Genomic DNA, 15,978 nt, shown 5'->3' with positions numbered 1-15,978 from the left:
CTTGAGTTGCTCCTTGAGCGACTTCAATGCAGTTGGGCTCAGTGATCCAGGAAGCGTTCGGCGTCCAGAGCGGCCTGGCAGCCGGAGGCAGCGCTGGTAATCGCCTGGCGGTAGATATGATCCTGCACGTCACCGGCGGCGAACACGCCCGGTACGCTGGTGGCTGTGGCATTGCCGTCGCGGCCACCGCGGGTCACGATGTAGCCGGTTTCATCCAGCTCCAGCTGGCCCTGGAAGATGTCGGTGTTTGGCTTGTGACCGATGGCGATGAACACGCCCATCAGCTTGAGGTCTTCCGTGCTGCCGTCGTTGAATTTCAAGCGGGCACCGGTCACGCCGCTGTCGTCCCCCAGCACTTCGTCCAGGTTGGCGTTCAGCTTCAGGGTGATCTTGCCTTCGACTACACGTGCGTTCAGCTTGTCCACCATGATTTTTTCAGCACGGAAGCTATCGCGGCGGTGGATCAGGGTAACGTGCTTGGCAATATTGGCCAGGTACAGTGCTTCTTCCACGGCCGTGTCGCCACCGCCCACTACCGCCACGTCCTGGTTGCGGTAGAAGAAGCCATCGCAGGTAGCGCAGGCGGAGACACCCTTGCCGGAGAACGCCTGTTCCGACGGCAGACCCAGATACTTGGCGGAAGCGCCGGTGGAGATGATCAGCGCATCGCAGGTGTACTCGCCGGAGTCACCGATCAGACGGAATGGCTTCTCGTCCAGCTTGGCTGTGTGGATGTGGTCGAAAATCATTTCGGTGCCGAAGCGCTCGGCATGCTGCTGGAAGCGTACCATCAGCTCCGAACCCTGTACGCCGGCAACGTCGGCAGGCCAGTTGTCTACGTCGGTGGTGGTCATCAGCTGGCCGCCCTGGGCCATGCCGGTGATCAGCACCGGCTTGAGGTTGGCGCGTGCGGCGTAAACGGCTGCGGTGTAACCGGCCGGGCCGGAACCCAGGATCAACAGCGGGCAGTGACGAGTTTGGCTCATGTTCGTTTTCCTGTGCGTCGGTGAATTGGCGCTATTTTAGCAATAATGTGGTGGGCAAGCTGATTAAGCGTTGCTAATGACGGGATAGTTTTGCACTAATGGGGGCGTAGCGATGGAAATCAATGGCAGCGCGGCAGAAGGGGTAAGGACGGCGGCAGGGGTCTACGCGCTGAAGCAGGCGCAGCAAGCAGATGAAGCTTCGGTGCTGGCCTTGCTGCAAGGAGTGCCGACACAGGAAGCCACCTTGCGGGAAAGTCCGCCCAACCTGGGGCAGCATATCGATGCCTGGGCATAAGCCCCGCTCAGGCGCTGGTGCGTACCGTGCTGCTTGGGCCGGCATCCTGCAGTAGCGACTGGCTGCTTTGATACTGCGCCACGGCTGCCTGCTGACTGTAGGCGTTGAGTTCCGCGCGGCTGGTATCCTGCTGTTGGACTGGCTGGCCGGTGGCTTGACGATTACTGGCCTGGGTGTCACGGCGGCGGTTGTCTTCTCCGCTGGGCTTGTCGTCGCTTTGCTGGTTGGACGAGGCGCTACTCACCGTGCCAGTTTGCGAGGCGTTGCGGGTATTCAGCAGCTGCGCCTGGAGGCTGTCTTCCAATTGCCGGGTGCTCTGGCTGCTGGTGCCGTTGCGAACGGCGGCGGCCGACTCGCTTTCACGCACGGCCTGAGCAGTTTGTACTGTGTCGTTCTGGCGCACATCGGCCTGCCGCGCCGATTCCGTGGCCGCCTGATCGCTTTGCAGGCGCTGACGCTCCTGCTGTTGCCGGTCCAGCTGGAGGTTGCGGCCAACATCACTTGCGCTACTGGTGCTGTAGTTGCTGTTAATGGTGGCCATCTTGATATTCCTCGGTCGGAGTCGTTAGCTTACGCAGCGTACACCGCGGCGCGGTCATTGGCTGTGGCAGCTGCCCGGCGGGTAGGGTGGGCAGGTGTAATATCCAGGCGCTCAGGCTCAGCCACAACAAGACCAGCATGGCCTGCACATAGGGCAGCTGGGTGCAAAGCGCGATACTGACGCCGAAGGAAAGCAGCATGCTGCCCAGTGCAAGCCGCTTGGTGCCGCGGCGCATGCCGCGATGCTGGCGCCAGTCGTGGATAACTTGGCCAAAAACCGGGTGTTGCAGCAGGCGCTGTTCCAGCTGCGGGTGGCTGCGGGTAAAGCAGGCGGCGGCCATCAGGATGAACACGGTGGTGGGCAATAACGGCGTGACGGCGCCGAGCAGACCCAAGCCCAGGCTAAGGTAGCCCAGCACTGCCCAAGCATGCTTGCGTAGCCGGCGTGCTGCCATTTATGAATCCTCCAAAACCCTCTTCATTCAAGAGCACACGCCAGCCATTGGCAAGTCAGTTTTCCTGTATAACCAGTGCCAGCATGCGTTCGGCCAGCTGGGCCACGCTGAGTTCGCCGTCGTTGCGATACCACTGCACAGTCCAGTGCAGGCTGCCCAGCAGGGTGCGGCGCAACAGCCGGGTATCCTGTTTGACCAGGCCCTCACTGGCCGCCTGATCCAGTACTTGCTGCCACAGCGCTTCATAGCGGTCCCGTAGCACGATCAGTCCGGGTTTGGCGGCGGCGGAAACACTGCGCCATTCGTACAGCATCACTTCCAGCGCCGCCTGGTTGTCACCCAGCAGCGAATGCAGGTGGACGCGGAACAAGGTGGCTAACTTGCTGCGGGTGTCCTTGGCGCCAGCCAGCGCACTGGCCAGCTGCTCGGTGGTAGCCGTGATGCCCAGCGCCATCACGGCCACCAGAATTTCTTCCTTGGTGCGGAAGTGATAGAACAGGCTGCCCGATTGTAGGCCGACCGCATTGCCCAGGTCGCGCACGGTAGTGCGCTCATAGCCCTGGTCGCGAAACAGGCGGGCGGCGGCGCGCACCAGTTCCATGCGGCGGCTGTTTTCTTCCGGGGTGGCGGGCAGTTCGTTGCGCTTCATGAGTTCATTCTTGCGATAAGGTTGCTGGTGGGTTCGCCTGCTGCAACAGGCCGTCCGCCGCTTGCCATACCTGCGCCGGATGCAGGTTTTCCAGGCAGAGCGTGTGCTTGTACGGGCAGTTGCGTTCAAAGCACGGGCTGCAATCCATGTTCAGCGACACGATCACCGACTTGTTGCTCAGCGGCGGAGTGAAGTCCGGGCTGGATGAGCCGTAAATGCCGACCAGCGGCACATCCAGCGCGGCGGCCACATGCATCAGCCCAGAATCATTGCAGACGGCCAGCTTGGCCAGGCCGATCAGGTCGATGGCCTCTTCCAGCCCGGTCTTGCCGCAAAGGTTGGCCGCAGCGCCTTGTGACAGGCTGGCGATTTCCTCGCCGATTTCCTTGTCCTTGCCCGAGCCGAACAGGCAGACCTGATAACCGGCGGCGCGATAGCGGCGTGCCAGTTCGGCAAAGTGCCGTGCCGGCCAACGTTTGGCCGGGCCATACTCGGCCCCCGGGCACATGGCGATCAGCGGCTGCTGCAGGTCGATGCCGAGTTTGCGCGCGGTTTCCTGCTGCTGCTCCCGCCGCGAAGACAGGCTGGGGTGCGGAATCGGCCGCGGTACCGGCTGACCCGGCGCCTCTGCCAGCGCACAGAAGCGCTCCACCATGGTGGGCAACTCCTGTTCGTTCAAGTCGCGGGTATCGTTGAGCAGGCCGTAGCGCAGTTCACCGGTAAAGCCGGTGCGCAGCGGGATACCACTCAGAAACGGGATCAGCGCCGCCTTCAGCGAGTTGGGTAGTACCACCACCTGATCGAAGCGCTCCGTGCGTAGCTGGCGGGCGACTTTCCAGCGCTCTTTCAGGCGCAACTGGCCGTGACCGAACGGGTTGAGGTGGGCCTTGGCCACTTCCGGCATGCGCGACAGCAGCGGCAGGGTCCAGGCTGGGGCAAATACGTGTAGCTCCAGGCCGGGGTGGCGTTCGTGCAGGCGGCGATAAAGCGGCTGCGCCATCACACTGTCACCAACCCAGGAGGGGCCGATCACCAGGATTTTCTTGATCATGTACAGAAGCAAAAAAGGTGCAGCAAGGCTACACCTTTGAGTCAGGCGATTGAGTGGATGGCTTAGTGATGGCCATGCGGCAACGGGCCGGTAAACTTGTACTGCGTGCCACAGTACGGGCACAGCGCCTCGCCGCCATTTTTGAGGATGGGCAGGTACACGCGCGGATGGGAGTTCCACTTCACCTGGTCCGGCGTCGGGCAGTGCAGCGGCAGGTCCTTGGCGGTAACTTCGATGACGCGGGCGGTGTTTTCTTTCAGTTCAGCCATGCTTAACTTGCTTTCGGTGTGGTCGATAATCGGCGGCCGGAGCCGCCGGGTGTCGTGATCAGCCGACGTAGGTCAGCCAGTGTTGTTTGCTGCTGTCGAGGCCCTTCACGCAATCGAAATAGCGTTTCTGGATCTCGGCGGTAATCGGTCCGCGCTTGCCTTCGCCGATGCTGCGGCGATCCAGTTCACGAATCGGCGTCACTTCGGCGGCGGTGCCGGTGAAGAACGCTTCGTCGGCGCTGTAGACTTCATCGCGGGTGATGCGTTTCTCGATCACTTGCAGGCCCATTTCGCCGGCGATCTGCACCACTGTGTCGCGGGTGATGCCTTCCAGCGCGCTGGTCAGATCCGGGGTGTACAGCTTGCCTTTGCGGATGATGAAGACGTTTTCACCGGAACCTTCGGCCACGAAGCCATCCACGTCCAGCAGCAGTGCTTCGTCGTAACCGTCGGCGGTGGCTTCGTTGTTGGCCAGGATGGAGTTCATGTAGTTGCCGTTGGCCTTGGCCTTGCACATGGTGATGTTCACGTGATGACGGGTGAAGGAGCTGGTCTTCACGCGGATGCCTTGCTCCAGGCCTTCTTCGCCCAGATAGGCGCCCCATGGCCAGGCAGCCACGATCACCTGTACGTCGTCCTGCTTCGGGGCCACGCCCAGCTTGCCGGAGCCGTAGAACGCCATCGGGCGGAAGTAGCAGGACTGCAGCTTGTTGGCTTTCACCACATCGAGGTGAGCCTGGTTGATCTGCTCTTTGCTGAACGGCAGGTTCATGCCCAGAATCTTGGCGGAGCGGAACAGGCGATCGGTATGGTCCTGCAGGCGGAAAATCGCCGGGCCGCTGGCGGTTTCGTAAGCGCGCACGCCCTCAAAGACGCCCATGCCGTAGTGCAGGGTGTGGGTCAGCACGTGGGTGGTGGCGTTGCGCCATTCCACGAGTTCGCCGTTGTACCAGATGTATCCGTCGCGATCTGCCATCGACATGGGTGAGTTCTCCGTCTTGTCCTGTTTTTCGAGTGTGCGGCGATTATACAGTCGCCATCCTGCAAAGTGTTATGGCTTTCATGGCGCGCTGGCGGCGGCACCAAATACCGCCAGCCATAGCGCCTGTACCTGCTGATAGCACTCCAGCGGTGCATGGCTGACCTTGCTGCTGTCGTTCAGGCGGCTGGCATGCTGCAGGCGGCGATAGGTGCGATAGGCATCGCGCGCCTGGTTGGCCAGCGCCGCAGGCACCAGCCCGGCGTCGGCTGCGGTGGCCAGCAGCGCGATGTTGCCGCTGTTGGCCAGCAGCCCCGGTACCTGACGGGCATGCGCCAGGATCAGGTACTGCACGATGAACTCCACATCCACGATACCGCCGCGCGCATGCTTTACATCGTCATCGCGTGACGGATGGGTCTCCAGCATCTTGTTGCGCATGGCGACCACTTCTGCGGCCAACTTGGCCTGTTCGCGTGGCAAGGACAGCACCTCTTCGCGAATGGCGTCGAAGCGCGCGCCGATCTCGACATTGCCGCAGACAAAACGGGCGCGGGTCAGTGCCTGATGTTCCCACAGCCAGGCATCGTGATGCTGATAGTGGCGAAAGGCATCGGTAGTGCTGACTAGCAGGCCGCTGGAGCCGTTGGGGCGCAGGCGCAGGTCGATGTCGTACAGCACGCCTGCCGAGGTGGTGCTGGTGAGCCAGGTGGTCATCTTGCGCGCCAGCCGCGAGTACAGTTCGGCGGCGTCCGGATGCTCGTCGTCGTACAGGAAGATCACATCGAGGTCGGAGGCGTAGCCCAGCTCTTTACCACCCAACTTGCCGTAGCCGATGATGGTAAACAGCGGTACCTCGCGATGGCGCTTGGGGATGTCTTGCCAGGCATGTTGCAGAGTAGCAGCCAACACCAGGTCGGCCAGTCGCGACAGCTCGTCCGACAGCGCCTCCAGCGTCCACATGCCGGCCAGATCCTGCGCCACCAGCCGGAAGGTCTGCGCATGCTGGAAGTGGCGAAGGGTGTCCATCTTGGCCTCGACATCGCCCTGGCAGTCTTCCAGCTGCTGTTGCAGTTGTGCGGCCAACTGTGGCCAGTCTGGCGTGGCATACAGTACGCGGGCATCCAGCAGCTCGTCCAGCAGGATGGGGTGGCGGGTGAGGTAGCCGGACACCCAGGCGCTGGCGGAGCACAGCGATGCCAGGCGCTGCAGGGTCTGCGGGTATTCCTGCAGCAGCGACAGATAGGAGGAGCGGCGGCTGATGGCCTCGATCAGCGTCAGCACGCGCGACAACGTGGTGTCCGGGTTCTCAAAGCCGGCGGCGACTTCGGTCAGCGGCCCCATCAGTGCGTCCAGTTTCTTGCGGCCGCCATCCGGCAGCTGCTGGTAACGCTGGCTGGCTTTCAGGCTGCGCAGTTGTGTCTGGATCGCGCTGGCATCCTGATAGCCCAGTGCGGCCAACTGACTGTCGACATCGGTATCGGCAATGTCACGCCACAGGCTTTCCAGTGGATGTGCTGGTGCGCCTTCGGTGGGCAGGAAGAATACCTGCTCGAAGTGTCGCGCCACCTTGCGACGATGCTGGTTCAGCTCGTCCATAAACGCCTGCCAGTCGGCAAAGCCCATGCTGACAGCAATGCGGCGTTGGTTTTCGTCGTTGCCCGGCAGGTTCTGCGTCTGCTGGTCATCCAGATATTGCAGGCGGTGCTCCAGATTGCGCAGGAAGGTATAGGCCTGCAGCAGTTCGGTCACGGTGTCCGGCTCCAGCAAGCGCAGTTCGGCCAGCACGGCATACGTGTCGCGGGTGCTTTTCAGCTGCAGCCGGCGCTCGCGTCCGCCGCGGATCAGCTGGAACACCTGAGCGATGAACTCCACTTCGCGGATGCCGCCCGGCCCCAGCTTGATGTTTTCCGCCATGTCGCGGCGTGCCACTTCGCGGCGAATCTGCGCGTGCAGGTCTCGCATCGCGCCATAAGCGCCGTAATCCAGGTACTTACGGTATACGAAGGGGCGGGTCAGCGGCTCCAGCTGGCTGGCATCGCCGGCGATTACCCGTGCCTTGATCCAGGCGTAGCGCTCCCATTCCCGCCCCTGGCTCAGCAGGTAGTTTTCCAGTGCCGCCAGACTCATCACCAGCGGGCCAGAATCGCCATACGGCCGCAGCCGCATGTCGACGCGGAACACCTGGCCATCGAAGGTCAGGTCGTTGAGTGCGGCGATCAGCAGCTTGCCCAGCCGGGTAAAGTACTCGTGGTTGGCCAGCTTGCGGCTGCCATTGGTGTCGCCGCCTTCCGGGTACAGGAAGATCAGATCGATGTCGGACGATACATTCAGCTCGTGGCCGCCCAGCTTGCCCATGCCGACCACGATCAGCTCCTGCACCTCGCCGCTGTCCTCGCCGATCGGCTCGCCAAAGTGCGCCAGGGTACGCTTGGCAATCGGCAGGGTGATGTTGATGACGAAGTCGGCCAGCAGGCTGATGGTGCGCACCACCTCGTCCAGGTCGGCCAGGCCGCCGACGTCTCGGGCAATCAGTCGCGCCATGACCGCGGTGCGCAATTTGCGGAGCAGGGTTTGCAGCACTTCCATGCTGTCCACACTGTCCCAGTCGGCAAAGGCCTGCATTTCCGCCTGGTCGAATGGCAGCTGCAGCCGTTCGGTAAGCAGGGCAAGCTGTTCCGGGTAGGCGGACAGCTGGCGATCGAGGTAGTAACTGAATGTTCTGGCTGCTGGGATGACGGCGGTGTTTGCTGGCATAATGCGCCTTCAACGCTATGACGAAATCGTGACTCACCATTCTACCCCTTCTACCGACCCGAACGCAGCGCGCGATGATCGCAGCCTGCGGGTGGTGTCTTTGCTGCGGCGCGTACTGCGGCTGAGCAGCCTGCTATTGCTGCTGTTGACGCTGGCGCTGGCCGCCGCTTTTCTGTTGTTCCGCTTCCTGTTTTTGCCCAATGTGGACCGCTTTCGCCCCGACATCGAGCGCTGGGCCAGCGCCAGTATCGGCATGCCGGTTACGGTTGGCCGCATTGCCGGACAATGGCAGGTGTGGGCGCCACAAATCACACTGAGCCAGGTGTCCATCCGCCCGCGTAGTGACGCGCCGCCGATGCTGCTGCGCGAAGCGCAGCTGGTTCCGGCCTGGAAAAGCCTGCTGTATCTGGAGCCGCGGCTGGCGCGCATTACCCTGCGCGGCCTGGCGCTGGACCTGCAGCGCCTGTCGAATGGCCGCCTGCGCCTGAACGGCGTGGCGCTGGACGAAGGCAAGGGTGACGGTGCCGCTCTCGACTGGCTGCTGCGGCAAGACGAAGTGGATGTGTTGCTGCAGCGCTTTACCTGGCACGACCAGCTACTGGGCCTGCCACCATTGTCGGCGCGCGACATGCGCCTGCAGCTGTTTGCCGGGCTGCTCAGTCATCGCCTGCAGGTGCAGGCCAAGCCGGAGAGCGCCCTGCTGTCCCGGCTGGACCTGGAGGGTAGTTGGCGCGGCGGCCGCATGCGCGACTGGCGAGAGTGGGCGGGCGAGGTGGCGCTGAAAGCCGACGCGCCGGAGCTGAACTGGCTGCAGCGTTACTGGCCGGATGCGCCGTTCTCGGTAGGTGGGGCGGCGTCGTCGCAGTTGCGCATGGCGTTTGCCGAAGGGCGTGTCACTACCCTGGCCGGCAAGTGGCAGGTAGAGAAGGTGGCGCTGTCGCTGGCAGGTAAGGCGCTGCCGTTGCCGCATCTGGCGGGCGAACTGGATTACCAGAGCGCACAGCCGGGCAGCCACGCACTGCAGGCCAGCCACCTGGTGGTCAACACCCAGTACGGCAAGCTGCTGGCCGATGCTGCCATCAATGCGCAGTGGCAGGAGCAGCAGGGTGGCAGTGTGCGTATCAGCGGATTGTCGCTGGCGCCAGTGTTGCCGTTGCTGTCGCCGCACTGGCCGACGCTGGCGGATAGTCAGCTGGCGCAGGTGGATGGCCAGTTGCAGCAGCTGGAACTCAGCTGGCGCGGCCAACTGCAGCAGCTGCGTGATTATCAATTTGCCACCCGTTTTGCCGGTCTGACCTTGCAGTTGCACAACGGCATCCGTCTGGATGGCGGCGTGGCTGGTCGCGTCAGCGCCTCGGCCAAGGGTGGGCAGCTGCAGCTGGATGGCCGCAAACTGCAGCTGGCCATTCCCGGCGAACTGCCGCAGCCGGTCGCCATGCAGCAGCTTGCGGCCAACCTTGAATGGCAGCGCAGCGGCAGCAGCTGGCAAGTGGCGGTGCCGACGGTAACAATCACCACGCCGGATCTGTCGGCCACCATCAACGGCAGCCTGCAGCTGCCGCCGGATGGCTCGGTACGCAGCGACCTGAAGCTGGCGGCCGACAGCGTGCCGGCCAGCCGCGTGCCGGCCTATCTGCCGGCGCTGATTGGCGCCGACACCGTGCACTGGCTGCGCGCCGCATTGCAGGGTGGCGAGGCGCGTCAGGTGCGTGCCAGTCTGCAGGGCAATCTGGTGGCGTTTCCCTTTGCCGATGGCAAACAGGGGCGGTTCGAGGTGTCGGCTGACATTCAGGATGGCAAATTGCAGTTCGAGCCGGACTGGCCGGCTATTACCGCCATTCAGGGCCGGTTCAGCATGCGCAACGACGACATCCGCATCGATGCCGAGCGGGCGCAGACCGCCGGCGTGGCACTGGATGGCGTTAGCGCTGAGCTACCGGACACCACGCGCGGCGACCAGCGCCTGCTGATCAACGGCCGCGCCCAGGGTGAACTCACCAAAATGCTGGCGTACACCCGTGCCAGCCCGGTGGATGGCTGGCTGGATGGTTTTCTTGCCACCATTGACAGCACCGGTCGCGGCAGTCTGCAGCTGGGGCTGAATATTCCGCTGGCGCACGTGGCCGATACAAAAGTGGATGGCGTCGTGACGCTACCGGGCAACCGCCTGCAGCTGCGCAGCCTGCCGCTGCCGGTGCTGCAGGATGTCGCCGGCGTGCTGCGCTTCAATGAGCGCGGCGTGTCCAGCCCCGGCATCGATTACAGCGCCTTTGGCGGCCGCAGCCACCTCACCGCCACGCTGGATGCCGCCGGCAAGTCGCATTTTGTCAGCAGCGGTGAGCTGGAGCTGCCACAGGTCACCACGCAGTACGTGCCGTTGCTCAGCCGCTACCTCAGTGGCAGCACGCCATATCAGGCCCGCTTTACAGTCGGCAGCAATCTGGATGAATTGACCATCGAGACCAGCCTGCAAGGCATCAGCAGCACGGCGCCGGCGCCGCTGACCAAGGCGGCGCCGGACAACTGGCCACTTACGCTGGCCCTGCGCCCTGCGTTGCGTGGCTGGCGGCTGGATTGGCGTCAGCAGGATCGCGCTGCCGGCGTGGTAACGTTGGCCGCAGATGGCGGCTTGCAAGGCGTAGGGGTTGGCGTGGGCGTGGCCTCACCCGAGCCGCAGGACAATATCGATATCTATGGCCGCGTGCCGCAGCTGAAGCTGGAAGAGTGGCTGGCCGCCGTAAGCACCGCCGGCGGCAATAGCGATACGGCGATGCCACCACTGCGGGTACGGGTGGATACCCCGCTGCTGCAGGCCGGCGGCAAGCAGCTGCACGATGTGGCCGGACAGCTGGACTGGCAGGGTGGCGCCGCTGCGTTTGACCTGCAGCTGCAGGCGCGGGAGCTGCAAGGCAAGTTCAATTACCAGCCTGCCGGCAGTGGTGTGCTGCATGCCCGCATGCAACGGCTGGCCTTGCCGCTGCCGCTGCTGGAGGGCGAACCGGTCGACGAATCGCAACAATCCATCCCGGCACTGGATGTACAGGTGGATGCCCTGCAGCTGTCCGGTCACGAGCTTGGCGCCATGCGCCTGCAGGCGCACCATCAACCGCAACTCTGGCTGCTGGACGAGGTGGTGTTGCAGTCGCCGGAAGCCGAATTGCGGGTGAAAGGCGCCGCGCCGGAAGGGGCTGGCAGCGGCGGGCGGCGTACCGAGCTGGAGTTCAGCCTGCAGGCCAATAATGCCGGCGCGTTGCTGGATCGCATTGGCCTGGCCGGCATGCTGAAGGGCGGCTCGGGCGAGATGTCCGGTAGCGTGCAATGGCTGGGACAGTTGGCCGCATTCGATCTGTCGCGCTTGAGCGGCACCGTGAAGCTGGATATGGGCAAGGGGCAGTTTGCGCAGGTCGATCCCGGTGCCGGTCGCCTGCTTGGCCTGCTCAGCCTGCAGTCGCTGACCCGCCGCATTCGCCTGGATTTCACCGATGTGTTCAGCAGCGGCTTTGCCTTCGACAGTCTGCGCGGCACGGCCAACATTGACTCCGGCGTGTTCCGCTCCAACGATGTGCGGATTCAGGGGCCGGCAGCCAAGGTGGCGATGAGCGGTGAAGCCGATCTGGCCAACAACCGGCAACAGGTGCTGGTACGGATCACCCCCGCGCTGTCGGAAAGCGTGGCGGTGATCACCGGTGCCACGTTGTTGAACCCGGTGGCCGGTGCGGTGGCGTTTGCGGCACAGAAACTGTTGCAGGATCCTGTCAGTCAGATACTGTCCTACGAATACGAAATCACCGGTAGCCTGAACGAGCCGCAAGTGCGCAAAGTCGGGCAGCAGGTGGAAAAACGACCCGAGACGAAGCCGTCTCCCTAGCTGGAGCAATCCATGAAAAAAGCGTTCAAGGTCGCCGCAATACAGATGGTGTCCGGCACCGACCCGCAGCAGAACCTGCAACGTGCCGCCGCACTGGTTGCCGAGGCCGCGGCGCAGGGCGCCGAACTGGTGGTGCTGCCGGAGTATTTCTGCCTGATGGGCCGGCAGGATGGCGACAAGGTGGCGATTCGCGAAGCGTTCGCGGAAGGCCCGTTGCAGCAGGGTCTGGCCGCCATGGCGCGCCAACACGGCGTGTGGCTGGTAGGCGGCACGGTGCCGCTGGCTTGCCCGCAGCCGGACAAGGTCTATAACACCTTGCTGCTGTTCGCGCCGGATGGCAGCGTGGCCGGGCGTTACGACAAGATTCACCTGTTCGGTTTTACCGGGCAGGGTGAGCGGTACTGCGAATCCGACAGCATCGCGGCCGGGGATCAGCCCTTGAAGGTCAGCACGCCACTGGCGGATATCGCCTTCGGTATTTGTTACGACCTGCGCTTCCCCGAGCTGTTTCGCCAGTTGGCTCCATTCGACCTGCTGGTGCTGCCGGCGGCGTTCACCGCAACAACGGGTGAGGCGCACTGGGAAGTGCTGCTACGCGCCCGCGCCATTGAAAACCAGTGCTATGTGCTGGCCTCGGCGCAAGGCGGCGAGCACGAAAACGGCCGCAAGACCTATGGTCAGAGCATCATCATCGACCCGTGGGGCCGCATTGTGGCCGCACTGCCCAAGGGCGAGGGCGTGGTGATAGCCGAGATCGACCCCGACCTGATCCAGTCGGTGCGTGAGCGCTTGCCGGCGCTGGCGCATCGCGTGTTTTCCTGAAAGAACAAGATTATGAGCAACGCACAAGCCATTGCAGACAACCTGTTGCTGGCCCCGTATGGCGTCGACGAGCGCGTGATCGACGCCACGTTGGGGCGCATGCTGGCCCACCAGGTGGATTACGCCGATCTGTACTTCCAGTACACCCGCACCGAGGGCTGGAGTCTGGAAGAGGGCATCGTCAAGGCGGGGAGTTTCAGCATTGATCAGGGCGTGGGAGTGCGTGCCGTTTCCGGCGACAAGACCGCGTTTGCCTATTCCGACGATATCAGCGCCTTTGCCTTGGGCCAGGCGGCCGATGCGGTGCGCGCCATCGGCGCGGCGGGCGGCCACGGCAATGCCGGTGCGGTGCAGTCACGCCAGGCACAGGCCTTGTACCCGGCACTGGATCCGGTGGACAGCCTGCCGGCTGAAGCCAAGGTGGCGTTGCTGGAAAAGGTGGAACGACTGGCGCGTGCCAGCGATTCGCGCGTCATCCAGGTAATGGCCGGGTTGGTGGCCGAATACGACGTGGTGTACATCGCGCGCCACGATGGCGTGCGTGCTGGCGACGTGCGCCCACTGGTGCGCATGTCGGTAACGGTGATTGCCGAGCAGGATGGCCGCCGTGAAATGGGTAGCAGCGGTGGCGGCGGTCGTTATGACCTCACCGGCTTCAGTGATGACTTTATTGCCCGTCACGTAGACAAGGCAGTACGCCAGGCGCTGATCAATCTGGAATCCCGCCCGGCGCCGGCCGGCGCCATGACTGTGGTGCTGGGATCTGGCTGGCCTGGCGTGCTGCTGCATGAGGCTATTGGCCACGGACTGGAAGGCGACTTCAACCGCAAGGGCACCTCAGCATTCAGCGGCCGCATCGGCCAGCGCGTGGCAGCGTCGGGGGTGACGGTCGTGGATGACGGCACCTTGCCGGGGCGCCGCGGGTCACTGGCTATCGACGACGAAGGCAATGCCACCCACTGCACTACGTTGATCGAGGACGGCATCCTGAAAGGCTATATGCAGGATGCGATGAATGCGCGGCTGATGGGCATGGCCCCGACCGGCAATGCCCGGCGCGAGTCTTATGCCCATCTGCCGATGCCGCGGATGACCAACACCTATATGTTGGCCGGCGACAAATCACCGGAAGAAATCATCGCCTCGGTGAAAGATGGCATTTATGCGGCCAACTTTGGCGGTGGCCAGGTGGACATTACCAGCGGTAAGTTCGTGTTTTCCGCCTCCGAAGCGTGGAAGATCGAAAACGGCAAGCTTGCCTATCCGGTCAAGGGGGCCACCCTGATCGGCAACGGTCCGGAGGTGCTGAATTACGTCGGTATGATCGGCAACGATCTGGCGCTGGATGAGGGCGTGGGGGTGTGCGGCAAAGAAGGCCAGAGCGTGCCGGTGGGAGTAGGGCAGCCCACGCTGCGCATCGACGGCGGGCTGACCGTGGGGGGCACGGCCGTCTAATTGGCCGAGGCAGCCACCCAGTCGGCGGCCAGCTGCTGTTGCACCAGACGCAGATCCTGGTGCTGCGCGGCCAGGCGCATGGCCCGCTGGTAGTCCAGCGTGTCTTGCTCGATTGCCTGTTGCAAGCGCAGCAGGCAATCGGCGGCATGCTGGCTGGCGGCATACGGGGCCGACTCAGTCAGTAACTGCAGCAGGCTGTCGCGTAGCGGACGACGTTGGCCGCAGCGCACGTCGATGAACTCGGCGATGCTGCCAAAGCGTGCCGCCTGGAAACGATTGTAGGCATACACGCTGTACAGCGCCTCCCGGCCAGGCAACATGGGGCGCGTGCTGACAAAATAGAGGGCCAGCGCCTGTACCACTGCCGCCAGCTCCGTCGCGCGTGTCAGCCGGTACGGGGTGTCGAAAATCCGTAGCTCTACCGTGCCGTATTCCGGTTTGGGGCGAATGTCCCAGTACAAATCCTTCAGCGACTGAATCACGCCGCAGCTGGCAAGTTGTGTGGCAAGCGATTGGAAGTCCTGCCAGTTTTTGATGTTGCCCGGCAGGTGGCCACTATTGGGGAATGCCAGCACCGTATTGCTGCGCGATGAGGCAAACGATGTTGCCTCGCCCTGTACAAACGGTGACGCGGCCGACAGTGCGATCAGATGGGGGATGTAATAGCCTAGCGCGTGACAAAGCCAGATCGCGGTATCGCCATCCGGGCAACCGATGTGGATGTGCTGGCCGAACACGGTAAACTGCCGCGCCAGGTAGCCATATTGCTCGGCAAACGCCTGGTAACGCGGCTTGTCGCTGATCTGGCGTTCACGCCAGTCCTGAAACGGATGAGTACCGCCACCGCAGGGGATGGCACCGCAAGATGCGGCCAACTGTTGCAAGCGCTGGGCGAGGTGCTGCAGTTCTGTTGCCAGTGTCGCCGTGTCGTGGTGAATGCTGCTGTTGATTTCCACCATCGAGCAGGTAACTTCTTGTTTGAAATGTGGAAAATCGCAGCTTTCCCGCTTTGCCAAGAGTTCCTCCGCGCAGGGCTTGAGGTCTAGCGTGTCGCGATCCAGTAGCTGAATTTCCAGTTCAACTCCCAGGGTGCCAAGCTCGGAACGGGCAAATTCGTCTAGATGCATGTCTTGCCTCCCTATTTATTGTTTTGTACAAAAACAAAAACCCTCTAAACAGAGCTTATGACCGATACAAAAGTTCCGAATGCACCGCTGGACGTGCTCAAGCAGTTCCGCGTGGTGTTTCGCGCCGCACAGCAGCATTCCGCCGATATCGAGAAGCTGCTGGGTATTTCCGGCGCACAGGCCTGGCTGCTGGTTGAGCTGCGTGACAATGGTCCACTCAAGGCTGGCGAACTGGCTGCCCGCATGTCCATCAAACCGGCAACGCTCAGCAATATGCTGTTGCGGCTCGATGAATTGGGCTACCTGCAGCGCCAGCGGAATGCACAGGACATGCGGGTCGTCGAGGTGGTGTTGAGCGATACGGGGCGGGAGTTGGTCGGCAAAGCTGACTATGCGCCACGTGGCTGGCTGCCGGAGGCGCTATCGCGCATGTCACCGCAGCAACTTGCCGACCTGTCGACAGGCCTTGCCGCGCTGCTGTCTGTCATGCATGTGAACCTGCAGGTAGGCGGTAACAGTCCGCTACCGTTTACCGAATAAGATTGGGCAACGCCCTCGTGCTGCCATAGTGAGAGCAAACAGGCTTATCTCCTTGTTGCGCCTGGAACTATAGGCAAGCCAACTTGTGGTCAGGTCTCTGGAGAGGCGGGGCCATGTCACCCTACGCAGGCCGATCCTGACTTATGTAGCAAAGCTACTGCGGAGCCATCCACTGGCTTTTTTTA

Annotated in this window: 14 protein-coding genes; 5 read left to right on the top strand and 9 right to left on the bottom strand. The window is 63.0% G+C overall.

Going from position 1 to position 15,978, the window contains the following annotated elements; translation table 11 throughout:
* Positions 1-38: 38 nt before the first annotated feature.
* Entirely contained in the window at positions 39-986 is a 948-nt protein-coding gene (gene trxB / locus ABNW52_RS09260) for a thioredoxin-disulfide reductase (RefSeq protein WP_349586730.1), read from the bottom strand.
* 112 nt (positions 987-1,098) lie between these two features.
* Between trxB and ABNW52_RS09255 the strand changes: the two genes are divergently transcribed.
* Entirely contained in the window at positions 1,099-1,281 is a 183-nt protein-coding gene (locus ABNW52_RS09255; protein WP_349586728.1) for a hypothetical protein, read from the top strand.
* Positions 1,282-1,288: 7 nt separating this feature from the next.
* Here the strand turns inward: ABNW52_RS09255 and ABNW52_RS09250 are convergent, their stop codons facing one another.
* From ABNW52_RS09250 to glnE, 7 genes are all read right to left on the bottom strand, one after another.
* Positions 1,289-1,822, bottom strand: a complete 534-nt coding sequence (locus ABNW52_RS09250; RefSeq protein WP_349586726.1) for a hypothetical protein — start codon at positions 1,820-1,822, stop codon at positions 1,289-1,291.
* Entirely contained in the window at positions 1,809-2,276 is a 468-nt protein-coding gene (locus tag ABNW52_RS09245; protein ID WP_349586723.1) for a YbaN family protein, read from the bottom strand. The genes ABNW52_RS09250 and ABNW52_RS09245 overlap by 14 nt, the downstream gene beginning before the upstream one ends.
* A gap of 55 nt (positions 2,277-2,331) precedes the next feature.
* A complete protein-coding gene (locus ABNW52_RS09240; protein WP_349586722.1) occupies positions 2,332-2,925 on the bottom strand; it encodes a TetR/AcrR family transcriptional regulator in 594 nt (197 codons plus the stop codon).
* Positions 2,926-2,929: 4 nt separating this feature from the next.
* Positions 2,930-3,976 carry a lipopolysaccharide heptosyltransferase II gene (gene waaF / locus ABNW52_RS09235; protein WP_349586721.1) on the bottom strand — a complete coding sequence of 349 codons (1,047 nt, stop codon included), beginning with the start codon at positions 3,974-3,976 and terminating at the stop codon, positions 2,930-2,932.
* A gap of 62 nt (positions 3,977-4,038) precedes the next feature.
* Positions 4,039-4,245 carry a zinc-finger domain-containing protein gene (locus ABNW52_RS09230; RefSeq protein WP_349586719.1) on the bottom strand — a complete coding sequence of 69 codons (207 nt, stop codon included), beginning with the start codon at positions 4,243-4,245 and terminating at the stop codon, positions 4,039-4,041.
* Between the two features lie 58 nt (positions 4,246-4,303).
* Complete coding sequence (locus ABNW52_RS09225) at positions 4,304-5,227, bottom strand: branched-chain amino acid transaminase (protein ID WP_349586717.1); 924 nt, start codon at positions 5,225-5,227, stop codon at positions 4,304-4,306.
* A gap of 78 nt (positions 5,228-5,305) precedes the next feature.
* On the bottom strand, positions 5,306-7,981 hold the full coding sequence (glnE, locus tag ABNW52_RS09220; RefSeq protein WP_349586715.1) for a bifunctional [glutamate--ammonia ligase]-adenylyl-L-tyrosine phosphorylase/[glutamate--ammonia-ligase] adenylyltransferase: 2,676 nt from the start codon (positions 7,979-7,981) through the stop codon (positions 5,306-5,308).
* 28 nt (positions 7,982-8,009) lie between these two features.
* Here glnE and ABNW52_RS09215 point away from each other — a divergent pair, with 28 nt between their 5' ends.
* The 3 genes from ABNW52_RS09215 to tldD are packed head-to-tail and all read left to right on the top strand — an operon-like array spanning position 8,010 to position 14,126.
* Positions 8,010-11,849 (top strand): YhdP family protein, encoded by a 3,840-nt coding sequence (locus ABNW52_RS09215; protein WP_349586714.1) that lies wholly within the window; start codon positions 8,010-8,012, stop codon positions 11,847-11,849.
* A 12-nt stretch (positions 11,850-11,861) separates the two neighbouring features.
* Positions 11,862-12,671, top strand: coding sequence for a carbon-nitrogen hydrolase family protein (locus ABNW52_RS09210; RefSeq protein ID WP_349586712.1), 810 nt, complete (start codon positions 11,862-11,864; stop codon positions 12,669-12,671).
* Between the two features lie 12 nt (positions 12,672-12,683).
* Entirely contained in the window at positions 12,684-14,126 is a 1,443-nt protein-coding gene (gene tldD / locus ABNW52_RS09205; protein ID WP_349586709.1) for a metalloprotease TldD, read from the top strand.
* Here the strand turns inward: tldD and ABNW52_RS09200 are convergent.
* The gene (locus ABNW52_RS09200) at positions 14,123-15,253 is read right to left on the bottom strand and encodes a YbdK family carboxylate-amine ligase (protein WP_349586707.1); all 1,131 of its coding nucleotides are present in this window, start codon (positions 15,251-15,253) and stop codon (positions 14,123-14,125) included. The genes tldD and ABNW52_RS09200 overlap by 4 nt on opposite strands.
* Before the next feature lie 57 nt (positions 15,254-15,310).
* On the opposite strand from ABNW52_RS09200, the gene ABNW52_RS09195 reads away from it, so the two are divergent.
* Complete coding sequence (locus tag ABNW52_RS09195; protein ID WP_349586704.1) at positions 15,311-15,793, top strand: MarR family winged helix-turn-helix transcriptional regulator; 483 nt, start codon at positions 15,311-15,313, stop codon at positions 15,791-15,793.
* Positions 15,794-15,978 lie beyond the last annotated feature (185 nt).

Origin of the sequence: Vogesella oryzagri (assembly GCF_040148885.1) — a bacterium.
Lineage (GTDB): Bacteria > Pseudomonadota > Gammaproteobacteria > Burkholderiales > Chromobacteriaceae > Vogesella > Vogesella oryzagri.
The sequence above is the reverse complement of the archived record's forward strand: the minus strand, read 5'-3'. Positions and strand labels throughout refer to the sequence as shown.

Excerpts from the sequence above, each read along its gene's own strand:
- ABNW52_RS09230 (WP_349586719.1), bottom strand. The coding sequence starts at position 4,245 with ATGGCTGAACTGAAAGAAAACACCGCCCGCGTCATCGAAGTTACCGCC.
- ABNW52_RS09225 (WP_349586717.1), bottom strand. The coding sequence starts at position 5,227 with ATGTCGATGGCAGATCGCGACGGATACATCTGGTACAACGGCGAACTC.
- ABNW52_RS09240 (WP_349586722.1), bottom strand. The coding sequence starts at position 2,925 with ATGAAGCGCAACGAACTGCCCGCCACCCCGGAAGAAAACAGCCGCCGC.
- waaF (WP_349586721.1), bottom strand. The coding sequence starts at position 3,976 with ATGATCAAGAAAATCCTGGTGATCGGCCCCTCCTGGGTTGGTGACAGT.
- ABNW52_RS09200 (WP_349586707.1), bottom strand. The coding sequence starts at position 15,253 with ATGCATCTAGACGAATTTGCCCGTTCCGAGCTTGGCACCCTGGGAGTT.
- glnE (WP_349586715.1), bottom strand. The coding sequence starts at position 7,981 with ATGCCAGCAAACACCGCCGTCATCCCAGCAGCCAGAACATTCAGTTAC.
- ABNW52_RS09245 (WP_349586723.1), bottom strand. The coding sequence starts at position 2,276 with ATGGCAGCACGCCGGCTACGCAAGCATGCTTGGGCAGTGCTGGGCTAC.
- ABNW52_RS09250 (WP_349586726.1), bottom strand. The coding sequence starts at position 1,822 with ATGGCCACCATTAACAGCAACTACAGCACCAGTAGCGCAAGTGATGTT.
- ABNW52_RS09195 (WP_349586704.1), top strand. The coding sequence starts at position 15,311 with ATGACCGATACAAAAGTTCCGAATGCACCGCTGGACGTGCTCAAGCAG.
- tldD (WP_349586709.1), top strand. The coding sequence starts at position 12,684 with ATGAGCAACGCACAAGCCATTGCAGACAACCTGTTGCTGGCCCCGTAT.
- ABNW52_RS09210 (WP_349586712.1), top strand. The coding sequence starts at position 11,862 with ATGAAAAAAGCGTTCAAGGTCGCCGCAATACAGATGGTGTCCGGCACC.
- ABNW52_RS09255 (WP_349586728.1), top strand. The coding sequence starts at position 1,099 with ATGGAAATCAATGGCAGCGCGGCAGAAGGGGTAAGGACGGCGGCAGGG.
- trxB (WP_349586730.1), bottom strand. The coding sequence starts at position 986 with ATGAGCCAAACTCGTCACTGCCCGCTGTTGATCCTGGGTTCCGGCCCG.